Raw genomic sequence first — 25811 nt, forward strand, 5'->3', positions numbered from 1 at the left:
TTTATCTCCTCAATTTTCAATCCGTCTGGACGAAAATTTTTTCAATACAAGCTCTGTCAAATATTGTGCCGTATCTTCCACTCCCAGCATACTGCTGTCAATAAGAAGGTCATTATACCGAAAATCCCCTGGCAGGTAATGTGCATATTTCATCTGATACGCGTCCCGTGCCTGATCCACCTGCTTAATCATTGTCCTAGCCACATCTTCCGGCATTTTCAATCGTTCAATGCAGTTCTGCAAACGGTCCTCATACGATGCATAAATAAAAATACGTACTAAATTTCCCATACAACGCAGCGTATAATCAGAGCATCGTCCTACAATAATACAAGAACGAGCATCTGCCAAATCTAAAATGATTTTTTTCTGCGTCAGAAACAGTTCGTCCTGCTTCTTTATCTCTCCCCGCCCTAAAGGAAAACACATGTTCCAGAATCTATTTTTAGCCGCTGATTCTTCCAAATCACTGGCAATAGACAAAGACATATTCAATTTACTGGCAGCCCGTTCAATAATATCACGGTCATAATATTCTACATTTAATGCCTCAGCCATTTCTTTGGCAATAGGCCGTCCCATGCTGCCGAACTGACGATTAATAGTAATAACAAATTTTTCCATGACAGTGGCTCCCTTCGCTGAAAAAACGGTTTGTTACGATAAAAATCTAGCTAAAAAATTTTGTGCCCGTTCTGTTTTGGGATTCGTAAAAAATTCATGGGGAGCCGCATCCTCCTGCACAACACTGTCGGCCATAAATATAATACGATCGGATACGTCACGAGCAAATGCCATTTCATGGGTAACGATCACCATAGCCATGCCATTATGAGCCAAATTGCGCATAACGTCTAAAACACCGCCGACAAGTTCTGGATCCAATGCAGATGTAGGTTCATCAAAAAGAATCATCTTAGGCTGCATTGCCAGTGCTCTGGCAATCGCCACACGCTGCTGCTGACCTCCGGATAGCATATCCGGCATTTTGTCAGCTTTATCCACCATATCGACCTTTTTCAACATTTCCATTGCCAGATCATGCGCATCGTGCTTACTCATTTTTTTTACGCTTTGTAACGCCAGCATAACATTCCCCACAACAGAACGCAAGGGAAATAAGTTAAAATGCTGAAACACCATAGTAACCTCTTCCCGCAGTTTTCGGATATCGTAAGAGGTATCCAAAATACTGTGCCCATCATATAAAATATCGCCGCCGGTAGGTTTTTCCAATAAATTCAAACACCGCAAAAATGTACTTTTTCCAGCGCCGGAAGGTCCTAAAATACAAGTTACCTCTTCTTTTATCTTCAAGCTGATATCATTTAACACCAAATTATCGCCATACTGTTTCTTTAAATGTTCTACGTCCATCATTTGGCATTCACTCCCATCCGTTGTTCACAAATATTGATCAATACGGTCAAGCCGGAAATCAAAACTAAATAAAATACTGCCAAAATAGTATAGCTTTCAACGAATTCAAACGTAGAAGATGCATATTGGCCTGCTTGATAGGTCATTTCAGCAACGCCGATAATCGTCAAAATAGATGTATCCTTTACGGTAATGATAAATTGATTACCTAATGCCGGCAGCATAGATCGAAAGGCCATAGGAAGAATCAATTTAAAAACGACCTGCAGTTTTGTCATCCCCAAAGATAAGCCGGCTTCCCATTGTCCTTTGGGCACTTCCAAAATAGCCCCGCGGACGATTTCTGAAATATATGCCCCCGCATTTAAGGATACACAGAGAATACCGGCCGCTTCATGCGATAAGCTCACGCCGATCATCTTTGGCAGTACAAAGTATATATACAGTGCTTGGACTAAAATAGGCGTACTGCGGATCAGCCAAACATAAAAGGTAGAAACCGTCTTCAAAATATGAATTTGCCGCGCTCTGGCAAATCCGGTAAGCAATCCGATAAAGTACCCAATGATAATACTTGTGACCGAAATAACGACAGTCCAAAGCAGTCCATTTAAAATGACTCCTACAATAGTTGACGCATTCTCCCAATTGAACATGTCCTCTCCCCCCTCTTAAAAACCCGTCCCGGCAAAGAACAGCGCACTTTGCCGGGACTATTAGTTTTATCTATGTATTGCTATTATACATTGAGCCATTTATCTTCTAATTTCTTGATCGTTCCGTCATCCTGCAATTCTTTTAGAGCTTTGTCTAACTCTGCCTTATATGGACTGTTTTTAACCAATGCAAAACCATCTGGAATCTTATCTGTTTCATTTCCCATAAGCATCAAATTACTTTCCGGATGCTTTTTGATGTAATAAGCCGCATTGGGTTTATCCTGCATCAGAGCATCAGCCTTCCCTTGCTCAACTTCTAGAAATGCGGCTGAAATTTGCGGGAAGACGACAATTTCAGAATCCTTGCAATGTTCTGTCACATATTTATGAGCAGCCGTCCCTTTTTCAACAGCAATCTTTTTACTTTTCAGTTGATCTATAGACGTAATGCCTGAATCTTTTTTAACAATAAACTGTAAGCCGGCATGTGCATACGGTTCTGTAAAATCCATTTTCTTTTTACGTTCGTCGGTAATACAAACCTGACCCATGCCAATATCATATTCCCCATTAGAAATAGACATAAACAAATTATCATATTCTGTCGGTGTAATCTTATATGTAAAACCACATTTTTTCGCCAATGCATCCAGCAGATCAACATCAAAACCAACTAATTTTCCGTCTTGATCTTTAAAAGAAAATGGTGCATAAATGCCTGTCCCAACTTTCAGTTCCTTCCCCTTCAAGCTTGCTGAATCACCGGAACTGCTGGATGAGCCACATCCCCCTAACATGGAAACCGCCACGATGGCGCAAACCCCTGCTAATACCGCTTTTTTAATTTTTGAACTAAACATCATAATCATACACCCCTCTCAATTATTTTTATTACTGTATGAAAACATCTTTGCCTATACTGCCCAGATGATGAGCACTAACCCTATAAACAGTTTTTAATTTCCTCGAATTTGAAATCCCGTTTTAAAAGGATCGCTTGAATCAACAATCAGCCAATTCACTCCCGTAATATAGGCACTGCCGGTAATCTGAGGAATTACGGCAGGAATCGTTCCCACCATAGTTTCTCTGACAATACGGGCTTTAAACAACGTCCCCATAATGCTTTCGTAAACAAAAAGTTCATTTTGTTTCAAAATCCCTTTTCGGTGAAGAGCAGCAACTTTAGCACTAGTGCCTGTTCCGCAGGGGCTGCGGTCAATTTGAAAATCACCAAATATAACCGCGTTTTTCATTGTTGCCTGCGGATCATCCGCTTTGCCATAAAATTCAACCAAATCAATCGTATCAATATCCAGACACGGATGCTTTACCTTTTCCTGTTCATTGACAATATGTAAAATTTCCATTCCCTTCTTGATCAAATATCCAATATTATCGGGCATCAAAGAAATTTTCAATTCATCAGCATTAACCAGAGCAAAGAAACTGCCGCCAAAGGCAATATCTAATGTCACGGTTCCCAACTCAGATACGGTAATGCTAACGCCCTTCCGATACAAGAAGCAAGGAACGTTTGTAATAGTAACCTCTGCGGCATGTCCATTTTCCACCTTTACCCGCGTCGTCACAATACCAGCCGGGGTATCCAGCCGTACCGTAGTATATGGTTCTGTCACGTTGACTAGTTTTTCATCGACCAGCATAGAAGCTACACCGATGGAACCATGACCGCACATATTTTTATATCCGCCGCTATCCATAAATATAACCCCAACATCGGCCTCCTTATGAACCGGTGTCATCAAAACAGCCCCAAACATATTGGCGTGTCCCCGGGGTTCCAACATGACCGACCGCCTGTAATCATCATAATGACAGTGAATATAATTTTTTTTTTCAATCATAGTAGCCCCATCCACATGCGGAAATCCATCTACTACAATTCGAGTCGGTTCTCCCATTGTATGCGAATCAATAACTAAAAAATGCTGATTTTCCATCAATGGTTCTATCAATCGATTACTATCTGTATGCCACATACTATCCCCCTCCCTTGACTATGTTAAGCAACATAAAAAGATGGCGTTTTATTCGAAAATAAACGCCATCATTTACACTGCTCCTTATTTTGTTGTCATGCACTCTTATTATATCTTTACTAGCATACTCGGCAAATATTTTATCAAAAAAGCAACAACAGAAGAGCCTGTTGTGTTCCTTATTGTTTTATTTGATGAATTTATATTACATTAAAAGTTTAAATTAGTCAAGGATTATTTTATAAATTGATATGTTTATATTTGGTTTTACTTTATCTGTTTTATAAATTTTATAAACTTTTATTTATATTTTTTGTCAATATTAACTAATAAACAAGGAGGAATATCCAATATCAGATATTCCTCCTTATAGATCGGATCATTCTTTATTCCTGCCTGCGTTCTTTCATTATGACATAATGCCTGCATCTCTCATCATGGTCTGCAGAAATTCCTTTTCCTTGTCACTGGCATCTACCATAGGCAGCCGGAACGGACCTGCAGGCATTCCCAGGATATTGCAGCATGCCTTGATAGGCGTCGGATTAACCGTACAGAAAATACCTGTCATCACAGGCAAATATTTATGATGAAGTTCCATCGCTTTTTTAACATTACCGTCTTTGTAGGCCTGAACCATTTCGTTCATCTGATTTCCAATAATATGGGCCGCAACACTGATAATACCACGTCCGCCGACAGATAAAATCGGCAGAGTAAGAGCATCATCTCCACTGTACACATAGAAATGGGATGGTGTATCACGGGCAATACTAGCTGCCGCTTCCAAATCACCGCTGGCCTCTTTAATACCGATTATATTATCAAAATCTCGAGCTAGTTTGACTACTGTTTCCGCCAGAATTTTTCCACCTGTACGTCCCGGAACATTATAAATAATGATCGGCAGTTTTGTCGCTTGGGCCACTGCTGCAAAATGAGCGTAACAGCCGGACTGATTGGGCTTATTATAATAAGGCACAATAACAAGCAGGCAGTCTACGCCAGTTTGTTCGGCTTGTTTGGCAAAATCAATCGTTTGAGCCGTGTCGTTTGAGCCAACATTGGCCATTACCAAAACTTTATCACCAATCGCCTGTGAAATATCCTTAAAAAGCTTCAATTTTTCATCCACCGTCAACGTGGCGCCTTCACCTGTCGTTCCAGCCACGAGGATACCATCTGAACCATTTTCGCTATAGTATTTTGCCAGATTTGCCGCTTCCTTGTAATTAACAGAACCGTTTTCATGAAAAGGCGTAATCATAGCGGTAATAACATTCCCGAATTTCAACATACTTAACAACTCCCTTTTACTTAATCATATCATGTGCAAGCATATATTCAGCAATCTGTAATGCGTTAAGGGCCGCTCCTTTACGAATTTGGTCACCCGATACCCAGAGGTTAATTGCCTTGGGATTGTAGATATCTTTACGAATACGGCCAACATAGCAATCATACTTTTCCGAGGTATAAAGAGGCATAGGATATTCCATTTTATCAGGATTATCCAATACTTGTGCTCCCGGGAATTGGTCAATGGCCCTGCGGACTGCTTCCACCGTCAGTGCCGCTTCTGTTTCTACCTGAATGGATTCAGCATGGCTGCGGAAAACCGGTACCCGAACAGTCGTAGGAGAAATGGCAATAGCCGTATCATGAAGTATCTTGTGCGTTTCATTGACCATTTTCATTTCTTCTTTGGTATAATCGTTTTCCAAAAACACATCAATATGCGGGATAAGATTAAACGCAATGGGATAATGCTTGTGCAAACTCTTACTGGGAAGGATTTTAGGGTGCATTTCTTCGCCTTTTAGATATGCTTCTGTTTCTTCCTTTAATTCGTCAATACCTTCCTTGCCCGCTCCGGAAACAGCCTGATACGTGCTGACAATAATTTTTTTAATAGGAGATACATCATGAATTGGCTTCAACGCCATAAGCATAATGATCGTCGAGCAATTCGGATTGGCAATAATCCCATTATGCCAAGCAATATCTTCTGGATTGACCTCCGGAACAACAAGCGGGACAGCCGGGTCCATACGGAATGCGCTGGAATTATCAATGACAATACACCCCCGTTTGGCAGCTTCAGGACCCAGCGTTTTACTGATGGATCCACCGGCAAACAACCCTATATCCACACCATCAAAAGATTCGGGTCTGGCTTCTTCGATTGTGTACTCCGTTCCGTTTACCATCATTTTTTTACCAGCGGAACGGATAGATGCTAATAATTTCAGCTTACTGTACGGAAACTCCCGTTCTTCAATCAGACGGATAAATTCTTGCCCTACGGCACCTGTGGCACCTAAAATCGCAACTACCGGTTTCTTTGTCATAAATAATGTCCCCCCAAGATTTTCCCTTATAAATAATTTTCAAGTCCGAATGTAAGACCCGGACGAGAGCTTACTTTTTTTACAGCTAAAATAACTCCCGGCATAAATGACTTGCGGTCGATAGAGTCATGCCGGATCGTCAATAATTCTCCGTAACCACCGAATAAAACCTGCTGGTGCGCCACATATCCGGGCAAACGAACACTGTGAATAGGAATATCATCTACCTTAGCACCGCGAGCACCTTCCAGACTTTCATGAGTCTTGTCCTGTGCCTGCTGTGCGCCAGCTATTTTGCGGGCTGCATCAATTTTATCAGCCGTCATGATAGCCGTCCCGGATGGTGCATCTAGTTTATTATTGTGATGAAGTTCGATAATTTCTACGTCCGGCAGATACGGAGCAACTTCTGCCGATAATTTCATCATAAGAACCGCACCTATAGAAAAATTAGGCGCTATAAAAATACTGACTCTATGTTCCACAGCCATGTTCCCCAATTCCACACGCTGCTCTTCTGTCAGACCTGTTGTACCGACGACAATATCCACACCATGAGAAATACAAGTTTTAGCATTGTCAAAAATAGCCTTAGGTGCCGTAAAATCAACGACAACATCAGGCTTAATATCTTCCAGTACAGCTCCCAAATCAGCCCGGACAGGGATATTCAAAACACCTACACCAGCCAATTCGCCAATATCCCTGCCAATATTACTAATACTAACTCCACCCACAATTTCCAACTCTTTATCTTCATATACCGCTTTGACGACCTGACTTCCCATGCGGCCGTCAGCGCCATTTACTAATACGCGAAGCATAACGCTCACCATCCCTTTTCCGTCTGTTAAAGATTAACCTTAATATATACCTATTATGCTATTAAGTCAAGAATTGCTCTATGCCTATTCCCGCCGTACCTGCAGCACTAACTGCCGTGCAGCTTCGATACTTTCCTTAGTCGTATCATTGCCGGCAAACATCCGGGCAATTTCCACTATATGTTCCCTGTCGGACAGTACACGAACCTGTGTAACTGTCCGTCCATGAATTTCCTTCTTATAAATAAAATAATGATGATCTGCGCTGGCTGCTGTCTGAGGCAGATGCGTAATGCAAAAAACCTGACTTTTATGACGCAGCCGGCGGATATGATCCGCCACCTGCAAACCGGTCTGCCCACTGATACCTACATCGATTTCATCAAATATAATCGTCTGGCCAACAATCATATTCCGACTGCTTGTTTTCAGTGCCAAGGCAATTCTGGATATTTCACCGCCGGAAGCAATTTTGGCCAGTGGCTTCATATCTTCACCTGTATTCGCAGAAAAATATAATTCAATAGAATCAGCCCCCATGGCGCTGACCGCCGTCATAGGCTGAACTTGAAACGCAATGCGGCAGCCAGGCATCCCCATCTGCACAAGCGCTTGTCCCATAGTCCTGCGAAATTCTTTGCCGGCACTCAGACGAAGTTCCTGCAGTATACCGGCCTGCCGGCGCAGGTCCTGCTCTCTATGCTGCGCCTCTGCCTGTAAGGAAGTCAATACACCCTCAGACTGATCCAACCGTTCATAATCCATTCGGGCTTTATCCAAGAAGGTCAGTATCTCTTCAATGGTAAACCCATATTTACGTTTCAGTTTTTCAATCACGGCCATACGGGCCTGCATATGATCCAAGGCATGTTCATCAAAATCAAAAGAATCAGCATAATGCAAAAGAACATCATGAATATCTTCAATTTCATAGGATAAAGTTTCTATTTTTCCCGCTATTTCTTTAAAGTCAGCATCATACTCCGAGGCCTTTTCCAAACTGCGGTGCATCGCTTCAATCTGCTCGACAGCTCCTTTCTGGCGATCTCCTCCTTCTAAACAAAACAGGGCATCATTCAGATTATTCTGGATGTGTCCGGCATGAGAAGCTCTGTTGATATTTTGCTCCAGCACTTCATCTTCACCCGGTCGAAGCTGCGCGCTCTCAATTTCCTTAATCTGAAAATCAAGTACACTAAGGAGCCGCGCTTTTTCACTTTCATCATGCCGGAGTTGACGGATTTGTGTACACAAACAATGCCACTGTCCATATAGATCATCATAAGTACTGCGTGCAATCTGAAGCTGCGGAGTCAGGTGATCCAAAATTCTTACATGATATGTCGGATCAAAAATCAATTGATTATCAAACTGCCCATGAATATCAAGAAAATATTCGCCGATTTTTTTGACGATTCCGGTCGGGACAAGTGTTCCGTTTATTAGACTGGTCCCTCTACCGCTGCGATGAAATTGCCGTGAAATTACAATTTGACAATCGTCTCGTTCAATATGATTTTCCTGTAACAAATTCCATATATCATGGTCCGTTTCGGCAAAAAAGAACGCGCCCTCAACAAGAAACGAATCCGTGCCCTGACGCACGAACGATGCTGAAGCGCGTTTTCCGGTCAACATACCTATCGCATCAAGCAAAATAGATTTACCGGCTCCTGTTTCACCGGTAAAAATCGTAACGCCTTCACCAAAAGTGATATGCAGGTCCTCAATAAGTGCAAAATTATGTATATGCAGCGATTGCAGCATAATAGCATCATTCCTTCATTAATGAAACGATGAGTTTAACCAACTGGGGAACAGTTTCAATATTATTCGTAATAATCAGTATTGTGTCATCGCCGGCCAATGTACCAATAACGCTTTCCCATTTTGCATGATCAATAGCAGAGGCAACCATACTGGCTGAACCAGGCAGCGTATGAACGACAATCTGATTATATGCCGCATCGACACGAACAATCGAATCTTGAAATAAGCGAGCCATCCGATTTTTAGACATCAGCATATTTTGTTCCGGTGATAACGCATACCGATAATGTCCATCACTAGTCGGAACCTTAATAAGCATCAATTCTTTAATATCCCGGGATACCGTAGCCTGCGTAACCTCGATACCTTCTTCTTGAAGAGCTTTAGCTAATTCCTCCTGTGTTTCGATTGGTCGGGACTGGACAATTTCTTTTATTTTCGTATAACGAAATCTTTTCATAGTAATCCTTACCCTCTTTTCTGTACAATATATAGTAATGGCGGATAATGAATCTGATTTACAGGCCGCCAAGAAGAACTGTGAAATTCTTTTTGCGGCAGCTGTTCAAGAAATTTACAAACAGCTTGTTCTTCGCGTGCTCCCGAATCAGTACCAGGATACGCTGCTATCATAATTATCCCATTTTTCGCAATTTTATTCAAGCATATTTTTATAGCTTTTATAGTTATTTCACTTTTGGTATGAATCCCATGATCACCGGATGGCAAATATCCTAAATTGAACAGAACAATATCAATAGGGCGATCGACATGTGATACTAAGTCATCATGTGATCCCTGACAAAAAATAATATGCTCTGTACAAATATTCTGTTTTGCCAGTATGTTTTGAGTTGCCTTAATCGCACAGGCCTGTATATCAAAGGCATACAGCATGGCGTCTTTATTCATAAGAGATGCCAAAAAAGCTGTATCATGACCGTTTCCGCAAGTCATATCAATAAGTACGCCAGCCTGCGGCACATATGGCAGCAACAGCATATGTGCCATAGAAACAGCATTATTAAAGGGATAGTTATCCATATCAGTCATTTCCCATCAATTTAGTAAAAAGATTTGTATAAAAATAGTTTTGGTTAAATCGGATAATTTTTAAAACATGCTCTGACTTGCAGACCTTAAGTGTCATATTTCTCATCAATTCCTGATCCATCATTCCATCAACAGATACGCGGACACTGTTGCGGCTGTTAGCGACAGTAAAACTGATTTGATCCGTATCATTGAGAACCAGCGGAACCTTTAAGAGCAGATGGGGACAAATGGGTGTTACCATAATACATTTTACTCGCGGTGACACGATCGGTCCACCGCCGGAAAATGTATATCCCGTACTGCCCGTCGCCGTCGATACAATAATACCATCACCAGGATATTGTTGAATAAAATGACCGTTGATGCTCATATCGACCCGAATAAGCTTCCCGACGTTGCCATGCCCGATCACAATATCATTCAGTGCTTCTGGCAGCGTCTGGATCATGCCATCTTCATAGCATAATTCACTATGCAGCATCATACGATCTTCTATAAAATAATGACCTGATAAAATATCCTGTATGCGCTGCCCCAGAGTTTTAGTTTCCACCTCATAAAGAAATCCCAGCGAACCAAGATTGACACCACAAATAGGTATGCCGGCACTGGCAAACTGCTTAGACATCTTCAATATCGTCCCGTCGCCCCCAAGTACCATTGCAATATCAATGGAGCTGTAAATTGTCATACGGGGACGTAAATGCTCTGGAGAAATAAGCTGATATGCTGGCTGCTGGCTTTCTCCCACATATGCCGGCAAATAATATTCGACACCACGGGCTTCACATAATCTGATAAGCGCTTGCACAATAGCTGCACATTCACGTTTGACTAAATTAGGAAATATACCGATACGCATAGAATAATCACCTACATTTCATGAGATTGACGAACCACTATATCAATGGCATCATCAGTAATATCATTGTGACACGGTGCAACCTGCTCACTATACAGCAAATATTCAATATTTCCGTCAGCACCCTTAATCGGGGAAAAAGTCAACGCAAGCGGCGATATACCACAAGCGGCGATCCCTTCTGTTATACGTTGGATCACATCCCGGTGGATTTGCTGATCCTTCACGATGCCCCCCTTGCCAACACATTCCCGCCCTGCTTCAAACTGCGGTTTGATTAATGTTACCATAGTCCCGCCGGCTTTCAATAGGGGCACTACAGCCGGCATAATTTTAAGGAGAGAAATAAAAGAAACATCAATAGAAATAAAATCAACAGGCTCTCCTATATCAGCAACGGTGACATTGCGTATATTCGTCCGTTCCATATTAACAACACGATCATCTGTACGTAATTTCCATGCCAGCTGCCCATAACCGACATCAACAGCAAACACTTTCGCAGCACCATTTTGAAGAGCACAATCTGTAAATCCACCAGTTGATGCGCCAATATCCATCATAGTTCGATCTGTAAGATCAATAGGAAACATCTGCATTGCCTTTTCCAGTTTAAGCCCGCCGCGTCCGACATACGGAATCGGGTTCCCCTTCACCGTTATTTCAATATCGACGGGTAATTTGGTGCCGGCCTTATCAACACGCTGATTTTCAACGAAAACCAAACCAGCCATGATTGTTGCCTTGGCCTTTTCCCTGCTTTCAATCAATTTTCTGCTGACCAAAAGTACATCAAGCCGTTCTTTTTTCTGCATACTGTTCCCCTCTTACATTGTACGGACAAGCATATAAGATACGAGTTCACGAAGAAACCATGCTTTTTCACCCAAAGGCTCTGCTGCCGCAATAGCTGCTGCCGCTGCTTTTTGAGCCATGTTGCGTGCTTCCTCCAAAGAAAAAATCGTAACGTATGTCGCTTTATTATTTTTAACATCACTGCCTACAGGCTTTCCTAAGATAGCCTCATCACCTGCGATATCAAGAATATCATCTGTGATCTGAAAGGTAAGCCCCATATTCAGAGCATACGTATCAAGAGCCTGCCGCTGTGAAGGCTCCGCATCGCCCAAAATAGCAGCCATATCAATAGCAGCCTTAAAGATAACACCGGTTTTCGAACGATGCAGCAGCCGCAAACCATCCAACCCGATGTCTTTATTTCCCTCCGACTGCAGATCAAAGGCCTGGCCGCCTACCATCCCTGCCGGTCCGGCAGCGTGAGCAAAAGTATACAGGCACTGTCTGATTTTATCCGGATCAATATGCCGTTGCCTGGCCATAAGCTCAAATGCAAAGGTCAGCAAGCCGTCGCCGGCTAAAATCGCAATTCCCTCACCAAATACGACATGATTAGTCGGCTTTCCCCGGCGCAGCGCATCATCATCCATCGCTGGCAGATCATCATGAATAAGAGAATAGGAATGGACACACTCCATAGCACAGGCAATATCCAGGTACGGAGCCGCATTTTTCCCCAGGGCTTCCAGCACGGACAGCATCAGTACCGGCCGAATACGCTTTCCTCCCGCCATGAGGCTGTAATTCATAGCTTCATATAATGGTCCAAACGGGGTCACATCCGTCTGCAGCAGTTCTGCCAGCCGGGTGTCAACCATCATTCTTTTCTCATTCATATATGTTTTGAAATTCATAGATCAAGTGTTCCTTCCTCCGGCTCCGGAACCGCCGTTTCCTCAGTGTCCTGCCCCGCCGCATGTACTTCTGCCAATGCCTGTGCCCGTTGCCGGGCATATTCCAAAGCGCTTTCACATGATTGAGACAATTTGATCGCCTTTTCAAATAAATCCAGTGATTCCTTCAGTGTCAAATCAGGTGCATCCAAGGCCTTGACCAGTTCTTCAAGCTTTCCATAATTTGCCTCAAAATTTTTAAGTTTATCTGTTGTTCTCACCATATATAACTACCTCTTTTACGTCTGCCGCAATCGCCCCATCAACAAGTTGTATATGCAGCGGCCTTTCTTTAGAAATACTATGAATACTCGAAATAATATGCTGATCCTGTTCTAGCTGCCCATATCCCTTGCGTACCAGCGCAGCGGGATTCATCGCTTCTATAGATGCCTGCAGACTTGCCAGACTTCCTTTTTTTTCGGACAATACCAGTTCCAGCTGTCGGCCGGCATTATGAATCAATTGTGCAACATGCTCCTGCTTCAATGCTAAAAATTCTCGATATCGGTGAATTTGCAGGCGCGCCCCCGCCTGATCTACATTTTTCCGGCATTGTTCAATATGTGCCAGCAGTTGTGTATATGCAGTATCTGCCATAACCGCCAAATCCATTTCAAGCTCCTCAAAATCCGGAAAGGCCATTTCTGCGGCATGCGTCGGCGTAGCTGCCCGCACATCAGCAGCAAAATCCGCCAGCGTAGTATCTGTCTCATGTCCAATAGCAGTAATAAAAGGGATCGGTGATTCATAAATCGCCTTAACTACAGCCGGGCTATTAAAGCACCACAAATCCTCCATAGAGCCTCCTCCTCTTGCCAAAATAATAATATCCAACGCATCATTTTGGCTGGCTCTGTTGATAGCATCCGCAATCTTTATTTCAGCACCACTTCCCTGAACAGGAATAGCGTACAATCGTATATCCACATATGGATTCCGTTCTGCCGCAATTTTTCGTATATCATGAAGAACAGCACCGGTTCGTGAGGTCAAAACTCCTACTGTCCACGGAAACCGCGGCAGGTCTTTTTTATGTTCAACATCAAAATACCCATCCCGTTCTAATTCCCCTTTAATGCGTTCATATTCCGCCTGCAGGCTTCCTACTCCCTGCGAAAAAAGACGTTCAATGATAAAAGATACGGTGCCGCCCTTTTCATACACGTTGACGGCGCCTACGACAATAACATGATCTCCCTCACGAACAGTCTCCATAGAACGCCCGACGCGGCTGCGAAAAAGAATGGCACGGATAGAACAATTGTCATCATGGAGATTCATATAGTAATGTCCATTTGATGCCCGTTTTAATCCAATAATGTTCCCTTCCATAGCTACGCTTTGCAGCCGGTAATCCTTCTGTATATTATCTTTGATACGATGAATGACCTCCGTAACAGATACATATTTCATATATGTTCCCTCTCCTGACGAGCGGCCCAAAAAGCTGCTCCCGCAGCATTATCCGCGCTAAACCCATTCGCTGCCAGCTCAAGGCGAATCTGCCGCTGACGGCAATACACAGTCATTTTCCGGCGCAAATATCCATTCGACATCACACCGCCGGCAGCTACAACGTAGCTCATACCCTGTAATACAGCAAAATCCATAAGCTGCTGCAGACCGTTCCATACTGTTGCCAAAGCCCAGCTGCATAGTTCTTCTTTACAAACGTCCTTTTGGGAAATCACACGCTGTGCCCGTGATTCCTGACCGGAAAAACTGATTTCACCATCTCGAAAAAACACATGAGATGGCGCTGCGGTCTGTTTAGCCATACTGGCAGTACGATCTACGCTGACGCCAGCGGGAAAAGAAAAGCCCAAAGCCACGCCGATTCGGTCAAGAAACTGGCCGGCACTGATATCGCTGGTACCGCCCAAACGGGTTATCTCCAACCCTTGTGCATCAGGGACAGCCCGAAGCAGCTCTGTCGTCCCTCCGGACAGATGAATGCCGTAAAATGGATCTGTTTCCTCTATTGCTCCCGTATTGCCCAAAACGGACAAAAGATGATTTTCCTGGTGACTAATCGTATATAACGGCACCTGGAGAATCGCCGCCAGCGTCCTGCCATATCCCAACCCTGCCAAAAAAGCCGGCATATACGAATCGGTTCTCCGCCGTGGCCTGTCAGTCACAGCAATCGCCCTCACTGTATGACCTGCAAGAAGCGGCGCCGCCGTTTCAAACAGCAGCGGCAGATTGCGAATATGCTGATAAATCATATTTGACTGAGACAGGCCCCGACTGCCCTGGGGCACATCGAGAATTTTCCGTTCATCTGCAAGGATATGAAACTGGCTGTCTGTATAACATATAGATGTCGTATAGCAGCTCGTGTCAATACCAAGAAAGACATCCATTATGACCGCGACCTTACATAGGCGCCTAAAATACCATTGATGAACCGAGCGGATTTCTGTCCGCTGTACTCCTTAGCCAAAACAATAGCTTCATTTAAAATAATGGATACCGGAAGCTGCTCACCAGGATACATTAACTCACACAATGCCAGACGCATAATATTTCTGTCGGTGCGGTTCATGCGTGATATATCCCATCCCTTGGCAAAGGAACGAATTACCTCATCCAGCTCCGTTTTATGAGCCGTAGCCGTTTCAATAAGATATTGACAATATTTTTTTTCATCCTGCTCACTGAGTTCATCTTCGTCTGCCGGCACATCATCGACTGCGGCAGTATCGTCTTCCAAAATTTCGTTTTCACTGTATTGTATATCATTTTCATCGTGAAATTCACGGGAAAATAAAATTTCCAGCGCCTGTTGGCGCGATTTATGCCTGCTCACACTGACCTCCTGTTTTATCGTGACCGTCCGATTTGATAACCAGATCCTCAATTGTCACGTGAACTTCAAGCCTTTCCGGCTCCGCCATGATCCGAATAGCCTGCGCTACATTCTTCTGCACGGTCAGCGCCAGCATTCTCAAGTCAGCTCCATAATAAGCCTGTACATGAACCTCTGCCGTCATCACCCCGTCCAGATTACGTACGGCAATACCTCTGCCCTTTTTTCCGGCAATGCCGGAAGTACCCAATGCCGCCGTAGACGCAATATTTGACAAGGCCTTTTCACTGACTGTATATACAAAATTCTTTTCACTTTCTATCATGATCAGGCCTCCCTTCTGTTTCCGCATCTTTAGGTGATATGGCATTCATCTGAGAAAAATCAATATCCTGCACCATGATATGCACTGCCGTCACATGGCATCCCGTCATAACCTCTACTGCATCCTTCACGCTTTTTTGCACCTGCAGGGCAATATCTGGAATACGATATCCGTATGTAACGACCAGACGGATCGTAATTTCAGCCTCCTGACCTTCAACAAGAGCATCTGCACCCTGTGAAAGACTAGCATGACCCATTTTTTTAGCAGCTGTTTCCGCGATCGTCGCCCCTAATGATACTCCTGATATGCCGGCTGCTGTCATTGAAGCGATAATAGAAACTGCCCGCTGTGAAATATGTATACTTCCCAATCCATTTATTTCTGTCGTTTCCATCCTATCACCCCCAGAAAAATTCACAAAAAGCGATGAGAAACTCATCGCTTTGTTTAGTCTGTATACGCTTTATGCTCTGCTGATATACTGGCCAGTTCTGGTATCAATCTGAAGAACTTCACCTTCATTGATAAAGAGCGGAACCTTGACAACATAGCCGGTTTCCAATTTAGCAGGCTTGCTGCCACCTGTTGCCGTATCGCCGCGGATACCGGGATCAGTTTCAACAACCTTCAATTCCACGGCTGCCGGCAAGTCAATACCAATAACCTTACCTTTGAACATCATGACAGATACATTCATTTCCTCTTTGAGGAAATTGACAGCATCGCCAAGATTTTCCTTATTCAGCTCGATCTGTTCATAAGATTCATTATCCATGAAACAGTACATGCCTTCATTTTCATAGAGATACTGCATCTGCCGACGTTCTACATGACCGTCCTGTACTTTTTCTCCGGCATTCCATGTACGTTCTACTACAGCACTGGTTTCGAGGTTTTTGATTTTAGCACGGACAAAAGCAGCGCCTTTCCCCGGTTTTACATGTTGGAATTCTACTACCTGCCATACCTGACCATCAATTTCAATCGTTACGCCTGGTCTAAAATCATTACTCGTAATCATCGTTTAACTCCTCCTATAACAACTCCATTAAATCCTTGGGTGTTTTGGTTAAAATTTCACAGCCGTCGGCTGTAACGGCAACGGAATCCTCTATACGGACGCCGTATTTGCCTTCTATGTACAGTCCCGGTTCGACCGTGACTATCATATTCTCACACAGCACCGCCTCTGCACGCGGTGACAGAACCGGCTGCTCATGTATTTCCAATCCAGTCCCATGCCCTAAAGCATGGGTAAAGTACTGGCTGACATTTCGCCCAGCAAAATAGTCGCGGACAATACAATCCGCTTCTCTGCACGAAAGGCCGGCTTTGATAACGGAAACTCCTAATTGCTGTCCCTCCAGAATCATATGATAAAAATCTTTTTGTTCCTGCGAAGCCCTGCCGACTACAACCGTCCGCGTCATATCAGAATGGTATCCATCCCATACGGCGCCAAAATCAAAAGTTACAAAATCTCCTGAATCAAGGGTCTTCGAACTAGCGGTTCCATGAGGCATGGCAGAACGGCGTCCCGACGCAACAATAGTGGTGAAGGACTTCTCCTCTGATCCCAGCAGCAGCATATTGCTTTCCAACCGGGCCGCCAATTCTTTTTCGGTTACACCCGGCTTGATGTGCGTCATCAGTTCCGCAAACGCTTTATCGGCAATATCACTGGCCCGGCGCGTCGCCATCAGTTCATATGGCTCCTTCACAGCCCGCAGCCGGGCAATATTTTGTCCAGAAAAACGACATTCTATATTTTGCGCAATTTGCTCATACAGATAATGCGTCAGATGATTTTCCTCATATACAATACACTGAGCACCCTGCTTTATCAGCGCTGTACGGATACATGCCGCCAAACTGCCCTTATGATTCTTCACTTGATACCATGCACCGGACTGTACACCGGCTTGTTCCGTATAGCGGGAATCCGTCCATAATTCAGCGCTCGTACCGGTCAGTACCAGCGCGCCCTCTCCGCCTGTAAACCCACTGAAATACCGAAGATTTTCAGGCTGGAGAATCACAATTCCATCTGCTGCATGTTCATGCAGAAACTGTCTCAGACGGACAATTCGTTCTTCTATCATTTTCATCACCTATATCTACTCGATTATATTTAATGATACCATATTGCAGACCATTTGAACAGATTATTTATTCATATAAATGGCAGATCACGCTCTACCTCGCTTAATGAGCGAAAAGCTCCGGGTTCTAAGGTTGGATCCAACAAAAGTCCACCGACAGACTGCCGGTGTAAGGAAAGCACGGTGAGTCCGACAGCCGCACACATCCGCTTGACTTGGTGAAATTTCCCCTCTTGCACCGTAATCTCCAGACGATTGCCTCCGACACGCTGTGCACATGCCGGCAAACATTGTAATCCGTCACTAAGCACAAGTCCCTGATGAAATCGTTCATCAATATCAGAAGGAATGGTGCCATCGACCTGCGCCTTATATACCTTATTAATATGTTTTTTGGGCGATGTAATTTTATGTGCCCATTCCCCGTTATTGGTCAAAAGCAGTAAGCCCGTCGTATCCTTATCCAAACGGCCCACAGGGAACAATCCGGCGGCAGCATATTGCCGCGGCAGCAAATCCAAAACCGTCCGGCAAAACCGATCCGCTGTTGCTGATAATACACCACACGGTTTGTGCAGCATGATGTAATAATGTAAAACGTAGCGGACAAGACTTCCATCCACTTCAACCCGATCTCGTCCGAGCACCACCTTGGCAGCATTGTCGAGACATTCTTTACCGTTGACAGTCACATGACGATGCTTACATAGCAGCTTGATCTGGCGTCGTGTGCCCCAGCCGCTGTGTCCCAATAACTTATCAAGCCGTATTGCCTTTTCCATCCTGCGTTCCTCTCTACAGACTGACCATATTTTGCCACTGTGACTGATATCCTGTCATATCCTCCAAATGCTGGGTACAGTTCATAAGAGTCATGACATTCTTATCCCCATGATATTCAATGATATTAAAAGCTGTATTATATTGCTGAAAACACCAAATGCGGCTCATTTCCAATCCCAGAATAGAGAAAAGAAGACACCGAATGGACGCACCGTGAGATACAATCATAATGGTATCTCCGTCGTCATGACGAGACAATATTTCCTGCGCTTTCATTGCCGTCCGCTTTTCCACATCACGAAAAGATTCACCGCCATGTGCTTTTATCGTTCCGTCTGAATTATAAAAAGCCTCAATTTCACCAGGCCAAAGCTTGGTAATTTCATTATACGTATGCCCTTCCCATACACCGAAATCAATTTCCTGCAATTCATCATACGATGTTACAGAAATATGATGAGGCGCTGCCACAATTTCTGCCGTGCGGCGGGCTCGCTGAAGAGTACTGCTATAAATACCATCAAAAGCTACATCCTCTAAAAAACGGCTCAGGCATGCAGCTTGCTCAATACCGTGTTCGTTCAAGGGCACGTCTGTTGATCCTTGATACCACTGCTGTACATTTCCTTCTGTTTCGCCATGACGGACAAGGTAAAGCTTTATCATCGATTATATCCTCCTGTACTGTCGTTTGTTCTATACTGTTCCTGCCTATCTGCTGTAACACAGAAAATCTGCCCCGCAGCAGGCAAAAGCTACATGTAAAATTATATACTATTTATATTATCATGAATAGGGTTCAATGAAACAGTACCGCCGTAAGTCCCAGCAAAAGCATTTCACTCAATTCCAATACGGCCCCATATGTATCACCGGTCACGCCTCCCAATACGCAGGTAATATACCGATTTGCACAAAGAGAAATCATCATTGCGGCTCCCAGCAGGATCAAACAGAAAAAACCACCGTACGCAACGGGTATCAAGGCCAAAACAAATGCCGCAGCCAGAGTATACGGCGGCGCATATTGGATAAAGGCTCTGCCCAGGCCTTCCTTTCTGGCATAGGGGAATTCAAAAATACTGATAAGTGTGCCAAAACGTGCTGCAGCCGGAATCGCAATAAGCGCCGCTGGTACAATAGCCGACGGTATATTAGCAAGAAAAGAAATTTTCAACACTGCCAGAAAAAAGAAGGCCATAACACCATTAGCACCTACACGGCTATCTTTCAAAATTTCCAGCATCCGCTCCCGGCTGCGGCCAGAAAAAATTCCATCTGCCGTATCCATAAAACCATCGGCATGCAAGCCGCCCGTCACCAAAAACCATGCACCGATTACCAGAACAGCGGCATAGTCATTTGAGAAAAAAAATGTACTGCCTGCATACACAATACAAAGAACTCCCCCTATAAGCACTCCCACTAAGGGAAAACACAAAACTGAACGGCCAAAATCCTCATTAGTCCACTGGGTTTGCCGCCTCAATTGAATGCGAGTTAAAAACTGAAGAGCTATAAAAAACGATCTCATTGTCTTTCCTCCATGGGCAGCATAATCTGACGGCTTTTTATTTCCATGGGGATACCGCAAACCGTAAGATACACTTCGTCAGCCGCTGCAGCGGCATATTGGTTAATACAGCCAATAATATCCCGATATAAACGGCTTATTTTTTCCATGGGGACAATGCCACTCCCCAATTCATTGGTAACAAACACGACCGTTTTATCTGCTCTTTGTTTAACAGCCTCAATTATATGACGCATTTCCTCCTCAGCAGCAGACATAACCACACCATCGATCTCTGCTTCATAACGAAATAAAAAATTAGAAAAATACAAGGTCAGACAATCAACGAGAACGGCATCCGCCGTCTCAAGCACATTTGCCAGCTGATCCGGCAAATGCGCAGGACATTCAAAAGTCTGCCATGCAGCCGGCCTGCGGCAGCGGTGCGCGGCTACGCGCTCTGCCATTTCTTCATCTAAAATCTGTGCCGTCGCAACATAAGCATGCCGCCCTTTGCAAGTCATTAAATAATGTTCAGCAAAAGCACTTTTCCCACTGCGGGCCCCGCCCGTTACTATTATGATTTTAGATTTCATCATATATCACCCTATCTCCTCATGGAACACCATTTTATGGTTTATTATAGCATTGCCTCCCACAGACTGCCAGTTACTGCCTCAGCATTTTTTCCTAAGCAAAAACAGCAATTCCCGAACACGCTGCAGTTCTGGAAATTGCTGTATATTTAACAGACACGCTTTTTATCTTACTTTTTAATTTCTGTATGGAGATGGAATAATTCGGGCAGAATAACTTTTTCCATTCCCGTCTTGATCAGGCTCGGCAGACCGGGAAGGCAAAATACATAACACTGATGAATAAGACCTGCCGCAGAACGATATGCCAAAGCCTGCACGCCGCAGACACGCCGGTACGCAAAATACGTAAGCATAGACGAAAATCCCGGCAATTCCTTATCAAACATAGGTACTACCGCTTCCAGCGTCACGTCTCGCTTAGCCATCCCGGTGCCGCCGCTTGTAATAACGACATCAACACTGCATACCCAATTATGAATATGCTGCGTAATTTCCTTCTTATCATCCTTTGCAATAGCATAATCAACAACCTGATGACCATAATTAGCTAATGCCGATTGAATCATCAATCCATTGGTATCATCTGAAAAGGTCCGGCTATTGCTGACTGTCAGAATAGCCGCCCGCAAAGGATGTTCTTCTACCGTTTTTCCCAAAATAAACCCTCCTTTAAAACTTGAAGTTTTTTTATAATACAATCACAATCCGTTTTCTTATATATTGTATTCGACTTGCAGCAGATAAATTCCTACTTGAAAATTTATTTTTCAGCAATACAACAGTTCTTCTTGATAATGCGATATCCGCGGTTGTATTTTTTTTTCATTCCCGTATAATAAATATATTAAATGTATTAATAGTTTGATATGTTAAAAACAGCAACTATGTTTCTTTGCATATGTACTTGCAATGATAGAATCTGAATCAGGAGGATATTCCACTATGTTCAAAAAAGCTGCCGCATTACTGATAATGTTGTCTGTCATAGGCTGCACAATGGTTTCTGCTATGTTTTTTGATGATGATCCGCGCTATATCCAAGTCGGTCATAACGATACGACTGAATCGTTTATCGACATGAATTCCATCCAGTCTATTCGATATGACCCTCCATACTACATGATTCGGGCTACGGTCATTACGTATGATTACGCTACAAATACGGCCACCGGATATGAAAATAATTTTTTTTATAATTTCAAATCTCAAACAGTCAAGGCCCAGACGCTTTCTAATCTGCAATACGATGAAAAAGGAGTGCCCTTAACACAGACCGTATTTCCTAATCCGGAGGTTTCCTTGTGTGATCGGTATTCTGTCAATGGAAAAGCAGCAGATAATGCTTTTTTCAATTGCTACAGTATGACTTTTTATCATACTTTCACCAAACAATATACTAAAGCCGACAATCCGCCGGCTCCGGTTAAATCTATCAACACTTCAAAATAAAGGGCAGCAGCCTGACAAAGGACTTGATATCATATGACCTCACTACTTCAAATTGCCGGCACGATCATTACGATTCTGTTTGTCGGCGCCGTTCTCTATTCACTGACCATGACATTCCGCAAACGTCGGCGCAGGGAACAACGCCAGAAGGATTTGGAAACCAAGCAGCATGTACAAGTAGCAAATCTTCATCAATACGACATTCAGCCCCAGAACGGATACTACAAATATCCGGTAACCTGCCAGAAGCATCTGCGTCGTTATCCCCAGCGCTTTACGGCAATTTCCATCGAACTGGCCAATAAACAGCCTTACTCCATCTGTCTGATCGGCTTTGCTGATTTTGAAAAAGGAGAACTGCAGGATACGCATTATTTTTACGTCCGTCCGCCTGAAAACAATCTTTCTGATATTCGAGACCCGGAAATGAACTGGGAAACACTCAACAAAGCCGATGAATTCGGAGAATATTGGAATGCCGGTATGAAAAATTATTTTATTAACCGTGTCCTCGTCGCACATAATGCGGCATATGTCATCGGCTGTATTACGCATGCACTGAAAATTTATGGAATTGAAGCACCGCGTTTCCAATATATTGATACGCTGGAAGTTGCCAAAAAATTGTACTCCTTCACTTCCCATCAATTAGATGCCATTTGCCACGAATTAAATATTGACATAGAAGATCATAATTTATTGAGTAAAGCGGCAGCCACAGGGCAATTTCTGATAACGGCAAAAAAAGAGTACCCCATGTATATTCCCCGCATACAATATATAAATGACGTTCCGACAGAGACGGAGCAAATGGCCAGCCTTATTTCAGTGGCAGAAAGAGAAGAATGCACAGTCGAAGAACTATTTGAAGGCGGGCCTGTTAATATGTCTATGATTCAACATTTGCTGACTCAAAAATATATCGAACCAGGAGAAAAGAAAGACACGTATTACGCAACGGATAAAGGTCTCGATTTTGCAGAATCTCTGCCATAATTCAACAAAGAAACTATAAAACGAGCGGACGAGCAGCCAGCATCCGCTCGTTCAGCGTATCAGAACCGTTCCCGCTGTCTCATTGACAATTCAGCGCATAAATAGTCTGTGCCTTCCACAACTCCCCCTTTTTCAAAAAAGGCTGAAGAAAGTTTGGATGAGCCGGGGCGTTGGGAAAATATTGTGCCTCCAGGCAAAAGCCACAGCGCCGGTCAAAACTCACCCCACCTTTTCCTGCAGGCTGTCCGTCCAGATAGTTGCCCGTATAAAATTGTACACCGGGCTGAGTTGTATATGCCGTCAGCGTAATCCCTGTCTGATCACCAACTGCATACGCCATCTTATGAAGTCCCATATCCATATAGTCAGAAACAGGAGCATGGCATGGCTCCTGACGTATAACCCAGTTATGATCATATCCCTGAACCCATTTCAGTTGGTCATACTCATCCTCTATGTGTCTGCCGATAGGTGTAAGTTTCCGCAGGTCCATAGGGGTTCCTGTCACGTCACGTATTATACCATTAGGCAACGATTCGCAGTCTGTTTCTGTAAAAGCATCAGCGAAAAGCTGTATCTGCTGATGCAGCACAGAACCACTGGTATAGCCGTTTAAATTAAAGTAGGTATGATTTGTCAGATTGCATATTGTATCGGCATCGGAAAAAGCTTCATACCGTATAGTAACCGCATTATCTTCAGTTACATCATACCAAACAGTGACACAGAGAGTACCAGGATAATTGCCCTCCCCATCAGGGCTCGTATAGGTGAGCTTCAATCCAGCCTCTGTCACTGCCGCCTGCCAAAGCTTTTTATTAAAGCCAGTCCGTTCCCCGCCATGCAAATGATTCGCCCCATTATTGCATTCCAGCTGATAGACTTTGCTGCCTACCCGCAGCCTTCCCTGGGCAATCCGATTACTGCACCGTCCAATAAGAGCTCCCATATATTTATCTTCACGTTCATAGACCGCAATGTCGTCGTACCCCAACACCACATCTACAATCATGCCATTCTGTTTTTGGGTTTTCAACGCCTGCATATGTCCGCCATAGTCGCATACAGTCAATGCCGTTCCCCGGCGATTTTGGATCGTATACAAAAAAGCCTCACGCCCATCCTTCAGACATCCAAATTTTTTCTTTGTAATTATACTCATAAAAACATCTCCTTATGATAAAGCAACAAATACGATTTCTTGACTTTAAGACTGCCAGGTGTATACGCCAACAGCACCCGGTGCATATTCACTAACCAATTATGTAATAAAAATTTTACGCTAAAATTGTATCCTCAGCGCATATGTGCGCTTGTTCACGGGCACATATCATGATAAAATAAAATACATACGTACATAATTAACCGACACTGGGGAGTGGAAATATATGGTCACAATCAAACAAATAGCCGATTTATGCGGTGTATCCCGCGGAACTGTCGACCGTGTTTTAAATAATCGGGGAAATGTTAAACCTGAAAAACGTGAATTGATTCTACAAATGGCAAAAAAGCTGAATTATACCCCCAATCCTGCAGGAAAAGCGCTGGCGGCACAAAAAAGCAATCCTGTCGTGGGAATCCTGCTGCCTTCAAAAGGGATTCACTTCTTTGATGATGTCATTGATTCACTGGAAAAATCCGAAAAAAAATATGAACCTTACGGAATGCGCGTCATCTGGCAGACAGTCCGAGGGTATGATGTCGAAGAACAGTGTCGTATCCTCAATGAATTAAAGCCCAAAATCAACGCCTTGATTGTCAATCCAATTAACGATCCCCGCTTTGTCAGCAAACTTAACGAGCTTATTGCAGCCGGTATCTTTGTTGTCACTATTAATAATGATGTAGAACAAGCTGACACACACTACTATGTTGGCAGCAACTATATAAATGGCGGCCGGACTATGGGCGCTCTTTTAAAAATGATCGGCCCTGATGAAGCTCATATCGGCGTAATTCTGGGTTCTTTAAAACTGCTGGGACACCGTCACCGCCTGCAAGGGCTGCAGGAATCCATCAATAACATTCCCGCGTATTCGATCATTGAAGTCATTGAAGACAACGATGATAATATTTGTTCTTATGACAAGACAAAAAATATGCTGACAGCTCATCCTGAAATCAATGTACTTACCATTTTGTCTTCCGGCGGGTCATACGGCACATGCCGGGCCGCTATTTCCATGACTGACCGGAATTTTTTGATTCTCGTCTTTGACACGATACCAACAACCAGGGAAATGATGAAATCTGGAATTATCAGAGCCGCTATTTATCAACATCCCCATCAGCAAGGCCAGAAAGCCATGCAGTTGGTTTTTGACTATCTGGTCAATGGCATTATTCCTGAACGCAATCATTATATTATGAATAATGAAATCCGCATCTTGGAAAATATTTGAATAAAAAAGGGGCTGTGAAATAACGCCCCTATAAAAACGAATGAGGATCACTGGCTCGAAAGAGCCGGTGATCCTCATTTTGTGGTAAAATTTTACGTAACTAATGAAAAATTCAACCATCAATTATTTTAAAACAAAACAGGCTATTTTGCCACTGTTTATTTC

31 protein-coding genes are annotated in these 25811 nt (G+C 43.6%); 3 read left to right on the forward strand and 28 right to left on the reverse strand.

What is annotated here, in order from left to right:
- Positions 1–9: 9 nt before the first annotated feature.
- The 27 genes from AB840_RS06940 to AB840_RS07070 all read right to left on the reverse strand — a co-directional run bounded on the left by AB840_RS06940 (position 10) and on the right by AB840_RS07070 (position 21455).
- Positions 10–624 (reverse strand): cytidylate kinase-like family protein, encoded by a 615-nt coding sequence (locus tag AB840_RS06940; protein ID WP_048514109.1) that lies wholly within the window; start codon positions 622–624, stop codon positions 10–12.
- A gap of 33 nt (positions 625–657) precedes the next feature.
- Positions 658–1380: an amino acid ABC transporter ATP-binding protein gene (locus AB840_RS06945; RefSeq protein WP_048514110.1), complete on the reverse strand. Its 723-nt coding sequence runs from the start codon at positions 1378–1380 to the stop codon at positions 658–660.
- Positions 1377–2036: an amino acid ABC transporter permease gene (locus AB840_RS06950; RefSeq protein ID WP_048514111.1), complete on the reverse strand. Its 660-nt coding sequence runs from the start codon at positions 2034–2036 to the stop codon at positions 1377–1379. Before AB840_RS06950 ends, AB840_RS06945 begins: the two co-directional genes overlap by 4 nt.
- Before the next feature lie 83 nt (positions 2037–2119).
- Positions 2120–2902, reverse strand: coding sequence for a substrate-binding periplasmic protein (locus tag AB840_RS06955; RefSeq protein ID WP_048514139.1), 783 nt, complete (start codon positions 2900–2902; stop codon positions 2120–2122).
- Between the two features lie 93 nt (positions 2903–2995).
- On the reverse strand, positions 2996–4042 hold the full coding sequence (locus tag AB840_RS06960; protein WP_048514112.1) for a proline racemase family protein: 1047 nt from the start codon (positions 4040–4042) through the stop codon (positions 2996–2998).
- 409 nt (positions 4043–4451) lie between these two features.
- Complete coding sequence (gene dapA / locus AB840_RS06965) at positions 4452–5339, reverse strand: 4-hydroxy-tetrahydrodipicolinate synthase (RefSeq protein ID WP_048514113.1); 888 nt, start codon at positions 5337–5339, stop codon at positions 4452–4454.
- A 16-nt stretch (positions 5340–5355) separates the two neighbouring features.
- Complete coding sequence (locus AB840_RS06970; RefSeq protein WP_048514114.1) at positions 5356–6393, reverse strand: aspartate-semialdehyde dehydrogenase; 1038 nt, start codon at positions 6391–6393, stop codon at positions 5356–5358.
- 26 nt (positions 6394–6419) lie between these two features.
- On the reverse strand, positions 6420–7217 hold the full coding sequence (gene dapB / locus AB840_RS06975; RefSeq protein WP_048514140.1) for a 4-hydroxy-tetrahydrodipicolinate reductase: 798 nt from the start codon (positions 7215–7217) through the stop codon (positions 6420–6422).
- A gap of 84 nt (positions 7218–7301) precedes the next feature.
- Positions 7302–8984, reverse strand: coding sequence for a DNA repair protein RecN (gene recN, locus AB840_RS06980; RefSeq protein ID WP_048514115.1), 1683 nt, complete (start codon positions 8982–8984; stop codon positions 7302–7304).
- A 7-nt stretch (positions 8985–8991) separates the two neighbouring features.
- Positions 8992–9447, reverse strand: a complete 456-nt coding sequence (gene argR / locus AB840_RS06985) for an arginine repressor (protein ID WP_048514116.1) — start codon at positions 9445–9447, stop codon at positions 8992–8994.
- An 8-nt stretch (positions 9448–9455) separates the two neighbouring features.
- Complete coding sequence (mnmM, locus tag AB840_RS06990; protein ID WP_143742738.1) at positions 9456–10031, reverse strand: tRNA 5-(aminomethyl)-2-thiouridylate-methyltransferase MnmM; 576 nt, start codon at positions 10029–10031, stop codon at positions 9456–9458.
- Position 10032: 1 nt separating this feature from the next.
- Positions 10033–10905 carry an NAD(+)/NADH kinase gene (locus AB840_RS06995; protein ID WP_048514118.1) on the reverse strand — a complete coding sequence of 291 codons (873 nt, stop codon included), beginning with the start codon at positions 10903–10905 and terminating at the stop codon, positions 10033–10035.
- An 11-nt stretch (positions 10906–10916) separates the two neighbouring features.
- Entirely contained in the window at positions 10917–11720 is an 804-nt protein-coding gene (locus AB840_RS07000) for a TlyA family RNA methyltransferase (RefSeq protein ID WP_048514119.1), read from the reverse strand.
- Positions 11721–11732: 12 nt separating this feature from the next.
- Complete coding sequence (locus AB840_RS07005) at positions 11733–12617, reverse strand: polyprenyl synthetase family protein (protein WP_048514120.1); 885 nt, start codon at positions 12615–12617, stop codon at positions 11733–11735.
- On the reverse strand, positions 12614–12880 hold the full coding sequence (xseB, locus tag AB840_RS07010) for an exodeoxyribonuclease VII small subunit (RefSeq protein WP_048514121.1): 267 nt from the start codon (positions 12878–12880) through the stop codon (positions 12614–12616). Before xseB ends, AB840_RS07005 begins: the two co-directional genes overlap by 4 nt.
- A complete protein-coding gene (xseA, locus tag AB840_RS07015) occupies positions 12861–14072 on the reverse strand; it encodes an exodeoxyribonuclease VII large subunit (RefSeq protein ID WP_048514122.1) in 1212 nt (403 codons plus the stop codon). Before xseA ends, xseB begins: the two co-directional genes overlap by 20 nt.
- The gene (locus AB840_RS07020; protein WP_048514123.1) at positions 14069–15025 is read right to left on the reverse strand and encodes a tRNA (adenosine(37)-N6)-threonylcarbamoyltransferase complex transferase subunit TsaD; all 957 of its coding nucleotides are present in this window, start codon (positions 15023–15025) and stop codon (positions 14069–14071) included. Before AB840_RS07020 ends, xseA begins: the two co-directional genes overlap by 4 nt.
- A complete protein-coding gene (gene nusB, locus AB840_RS07025) occupies positions 15025–15471 on the reverse strand; it encodes a transcription antitermination factor NusB (RefSeq protein WP_048514124.1) in 447 nt (148 codons plus the stop codon). Before nusB ends, AB840_RS07020 begins: the two co-directional genes overlap by 1 nt.
- Positions 15458–15796, reverse strand: coding sequence for an Asp23/Gls24 family envelope stress response protein (locus AB840_RS07030; protein ID WP_048514125.1), 339 nt, complete (start codon positions 15794–15796; stop codon positions 15458–15460). Before AB840_RS07030 ends, nusB begins: the two co-directional genes overlap by 14 nt.
- Positions 15783–16193 (reverse strand): Asp23/Gls24 family envelope stress response protein, encoded by a 411-nt coding sequence (locus tag AB840_RS07035; protein WP_048514126.1) that lies wholly within the window; start codon positions 16191–16193, stop codon positions 15783–15785. Before AB840_RS07035 ends, AB840_RS07030 begins: the two co-directional genes overlap by 14 nt.
- Before the next feature lie 69 nt (positions 16194–16262).
- Positions 16263–16820 carry an elongation factor P gene (efp, locus tag AB840_RS07040; protein ID WP_048514127.1) on the reverse strand — a complete coding sequence of 186 codons (558 nt, stop codon included), beginning with the start codon at positions 16818–16820 and terminating at the stop codon, positions 16263–16265.
- Between the two features lie 13 nt (positions 16821–16833).
- On the reverse strand, positions 16834–17901 hold the full coding sequence (locus AB840_RS07045; RefSeq protein WP_048514128.1) for a M24 family metallopeptidase: 1068 nt from the start codon (positions 17899–17901) through the stop codon (positions 16834–16836).
- Positions 17902–17972: 71 nt separating this feature from the next.
- Complete coding sequence (locus AB840_RS07050; RefSeq protein WP_048514129.1) at positions 17973–18683, reverse strand: pseudouridine synthase; 711 nt, start codon at positions 18681–18683, stop codon at positions 17973–17975.
- Positions 18684–18696: 13 nt separating this feature from the next.
- Positions 18697–19350: an alpha-ribazole phosphatase gene (cobC, locus tag AB840_RS07055; RefSeq protein WP_048514130.1), complete on the reverse strand. Its 654-nt coding sequence runs from the start codon at positions 19348–19350 to the stop codon at positions 18697–18699.
- A 133-nt stretch (positions 19351–19483) separates the two neighbouring features.
- Positions 19484–20218 (reverse strand): adenosylcobinamide-GDP ribazoletransferase, encoded by a 735-nt coding sequence (gene cobS, locus AB840_RS07060; RefSeq protein ID WP_048514131.1) that lies wholly within the window; start codon positions 20216–20218, stop codon positions 19484–19486.
- Positions 20215–20796 carry a bifunctional adenosylcobinamide kinase/adenosylcobinamide-phosphate guanylyltransferase gene (gene cobU, locus AB840_RS07065; RefSeq protein ID WP_048514132.1) on the reverse strand — a complete coding sequence of 194 codons (582 nt, stop codon included), beginning with the start codon at positions 20794–20796 and terminating at the stop codon, positions 20215–20217. The genes cobS and cobU overlap by 4 nt, the downstream gene beginning before the upstream one ends.
- A 167-nt stretch (positions 20797–20963) precedes the next feature.
- Positions 20964–21455 (reverse strand): MogA/MoaB family molybdenum cofactor biosynthesis protein, encoded by a 492-nt coding sequence (locus AB840_RS07070; RefSeq protein ID WP_048514141.1) that lies wholly within the window; start codon positions 21453–21455, stop codon positions 20964–20966.
- Between the two features lie 283 nt (positions 21456–21738).
- On the opposite strand from AB840_RS07070, the gene AB840_RS07075 reads away from it, so the two are divergent.
- Positions 21739–22245: a hypothetical protein gene (locus AB840_RS07075; RefSeq protein WP_072061787.1), complete on the forward strand. Its 507-nt coding sequence runs from the start codon at positions 21739–21741 to the stop codon at positions 22243–22245.
- Between the two features lie 33 nt (positions 22246–22278).
- A complete protein-coding gene (locus AB840_RS07080) occupies positions 22279–23241 on the forward strand; it encodes an exonuclease domain-containing protein (protein ID WP_048514133.1) in 963 nt (320 codons plus the stop codon).
- Positions 23242–23320: 79 nt separating this feature from the next.
- Here the strand turns inward: AB840_RS07080 and AB840_RS07085 are convergent, their stop codons facing one another.
- Positions 23321–24403, reverse strand: coding sequence for an aldose epimerase family protein (locus AB840_RS07085; protein WP_048514134.1), 1083 nt, complete (start codon positions 24401–24403; stop codon positions 23321–23323).
- Positions 24404–24629: 226 nt separating this feature from the next.
- Between AB840_RS07085 and AB840_RS07090 the strand changes: the two genes are divergently transcribed.
- On the forward strand, positions 24630–25646 hold the full coding sequence (locus AB840_RS07090) for a LacI family DNA-binding transcriptional regulator (protein WP_048514135.1): 1017 nt from the start codon (positions 24630–24632) through the stop codon (positions 25644–25646).
- Positions 25647–25811: the final 165 nt, after the last annotated feature.

It is taken from the genome of Megasphaera cerevisiae DSM 20462 (genome assembly GCF_001045675.1).
Lineage (GTDB): Bacteria > Bacillota > Negativicutes > Veillonellales > Megasphaeraceae > Megasphaera > Megasphaera cerevisiae.